Origin of the sequence: Streptomyces sp. NPDC048270 (genome assembly GCF_040652335.1) — a bacterium.
Lineage (GTDB): Bacteria > Actinomycetota > Actinomycetes > Streptomycetales > Streptomycetaceae > Streptomyces.
Genome location: NZ_JBEZLV010000111.1, coordinates 1 through 3,041 on the forward strand (window position 1 = coordinate 1; position 3,041 = coordinate 3,041).

The 3,041-nt window shown below is 53.6% G+C and carries 2 rRNA genes; both read left to right on the forward strand.

The features are described 5' to 3' along the window. A 23S ribosomal RNA gene (locus AB0D66_RS34345) occupies positions 1-2,499 on the forward strand; the annotation flags it as partial. A gap of 154 nt (positions 2,500-2,653) precedes the next feature. After that, positions 2,654-2,766 (forward strand): 5S ribosomal RNA (rrf, locus tag AB0D66_RS34350). Positions 2,767-3,041: the final 275 nt, after the last annotated feature.

A 3,041-nucleotide genomic window follows, 5' to 3' on the forward strand; every position in this document is an offset into this window, starting at 1 on the left:
ACGTGAAATCCTGTCTGAAGATGGGGGGACCATCCTCCAAGGCTAAATACTCGTGATCGACCGATAGTGAACCAGTACCGTGAGGGAAAGGCGAAAAGAACCCCGGGAGGGGAGTGAAATAGATCCTGAAACCGCATGCATACAAACAGTCGGAGCCTCGTAAGGGGTGACGGCGTACCTTTTGTATAATGGGTCAGCGACTTACGTTCAGTAGCAAGCTTAACCGTATAGGGCAGGCGTAGCGAAAGCGAGTCCGAATAGGGCGTTCAGTTGCTGGGCGTAGACCCGAAACCAGGTGATCTATCCATGGCCAGGATGAAGGTGCGGTAACACGTACTGGAGGTCCGAACCCACTAACGTTGAAAAGTTAGGGGATGAGCTGTGGATAGGGGTGAAAGGCTAAACAAACCTGGAAATAGCTGGTTCTCTCCGAAAACTATTTAGGTAGTGCCTCGTGTCTCACCTTCGGGGGTAGAGCACTGTCATGGTTGGGGGGTCTATTGCAGATTACCCCGCCATAGCAAACTCCGAATACCGAAGAGTGCAATCACGGGAGACAGACATCGGGTGCTAACGTCCGGTGTCAAGAGGGAAACAACCCAGACCGCCAGCTAAGGTCCCCAAATATAGCTAAGTGGGAAACGAAGTGGGAAGGCTAAAACAGTCAGGAGGTTGGCTTAGAAGCAGCCACCCTTTAAAGAAAGCGTAATAGCTCACTGATCGAGTCGTCCTGCGCGGAAGATGTAACGGGGCTAAGCTATATACCGAAGCTGCGGATGCGAGCTTTGCTCGCATGGTAGGAGAGCGTTCCGTAAGCCTGCGAAGGTGCCTTGTAAAGGGTGCTGGAGGTATCGGAAGTGCGAATGCTGACATGAGTAGCGATAAAGGGGGTGAAAGGCCCCCTCGCCGTAAGCCCAAGGTTTCCTACGCAACGTTCATCGGCGTAGGGTGAGTCGGCCCCTAAGGCGAGGCAGAAATGCGTAGCTGATGGGAAGCAGGTCAATATTCCTGCACCATTGTTAGATGCGATGGGGGGACGGATCGCGGAAGGTTGTCCGGGTGTTGGAAGTCCCGGTCGCTGCATTGGAGAAGGCACTTAGGCAAATCCGGGTGCGGAATTCAAGGGTGTGGCGCGAGCTCCTTAGGGAGCGAAGCAATTGGAAGTGGTTCCAAGAAAAGCCTCTAAGCTTCAGTCTAACGATGACCGTACCGCAAACCGACACAGGTGGGCGAGATGAGTATTCTAAGGCGCTTGAGAGAACTCGGGAGAAGGAACTCGGCAAATTGGTACCGTAACTTCGGGATAAGGTACGCCCTTGTAGCTTGACTGGCTTGCGCCAGAAGGGTGAAGGGGTTGCAATAAACTGGTGGCTGCGACTGTTTAATAAAAACACAGCACTCTGCAAACACGAAAGTGGACGTATAGGGTGTGACGCCTGCCCGGTGCCGGAAGATTAAATGATGGGGTGCAAGCTCTTGATTGAAGTCCCGGTAAACGGCGGCCGTAACTATAACGGTCCTAAGGTAGCGAAATTCCTTGTCGGGTAAGTTCCGACCTGCACGAATGGCGTAACGATGGCCACACTGTCTCCTCCCGAGACTCAGCGAAGTTGAAGTGTTTGTGATGATGCAATCTACCCGCGGCTAGACGGAAAGACCCCATGAACCTTTACTGTAGCTTTGCATTGGACTTTGAACCGATCTGTGTAGGATAGGTGGGAGGCTATGAAACCGGAACGCTAGTTTCGGTGGAGCCGTCCTTGAAATACCACCCTGGTTTGTTTGAGGTTCTAACCTTGGCCCGTGATCCGGGTCGGGGACAGTGCATGGTAGGCAGTTTGACTGGGGCGGTCTCCTCCCAAAGCGTAACGGAGGAGTACGAAGGTACGCTAGGTACGGTCGGAAATCGTGCTGATAGTGCAATGGCATAAGCGTGCTTAACTGCGAGACCGACAAGTCGAGCAGGTGCGAAAGCAGGTCATAGTGATCCGGTGGTTCTGTATGGAAGGGCCATCGCTCAACGGATAAAAGGTACTCTGGGGATAACAGGCTGATACCGCCCAAGAGTTCATATCGACGGCGGTGTTTGGCACCTCGATGTCGGCTCATCTCATCCTGGGGCTGTAGCCGGTCCCAAGGGTATGGCTGTTCGCCATTTAAAGAGGTACGTGAGCTGGGTTTAAAACGTCGTGAGACAGTTTGGTCCCTATCTGCCGTGGGCGTTGGATATTTGAAGGGGGCTGCTCCTAGTACGAGAGGACCGGAGTGGACGAACCTCTGGTGTACCGGTTGTCACGCCAGTGGCATCGCCGGGTAGCTATGTTCGGAAGAGATAACCGCTGAAAGCATCTAAGCGGGAAACTCGCCTTAAGATGAGATATCCCTGGGGACTAGATCCCCTTGAAGGGTCGTTCGAGACCAGGACGTTGATAGGTCAGGTGTGTAAGCGCAGTAATGCGTTCAGCTAACTGATACTAATTGCCCGTAAGGCTTGATCCTATAACAAGTCTGCCTTGTAGATCTGCGCCGTGCGACAGCACCGGCCGCGATCCAAAGCGACAAGTTGGATTCTCGTGTGTGATACACACAACTCAAGATTACTGCTTCTTCCAGGATTGGTTGTGCTGCGAAGCCAGCGCAACAACCCTCTTTGCCTGATGACCATAGCGAGTCGGTCCCACCCCTTCCCATCCCGAACAGGACCGTGAAACGACTCTACGCCGATGATAGTGCGGATTCCCGTGTGAAAGTAGGTAATCGTCAGGCTCCCTAAGCCAGAAACCCCCGCCCGAAAGGCGGGGGTTTTTGCATTGGTGCGGCGGAAATGCACAAGGGATCAAGACGGGCGGCGCTGTCCTTTAGCCCGAGATCCCATGGAATAAGCGTTTCGACAGACTCCCCACTCAAGAAACGACGACCGTAAATTCGACTCCCGATTCAAAGTCCAGGGTAGTGGTCGAAAACCGCGGGTCGTTGTCCAGGTAATGCTTGTACGGTCGAACGGCGTCCTCTGCCGTGTACATGTTGTCGGCCAGCACGAC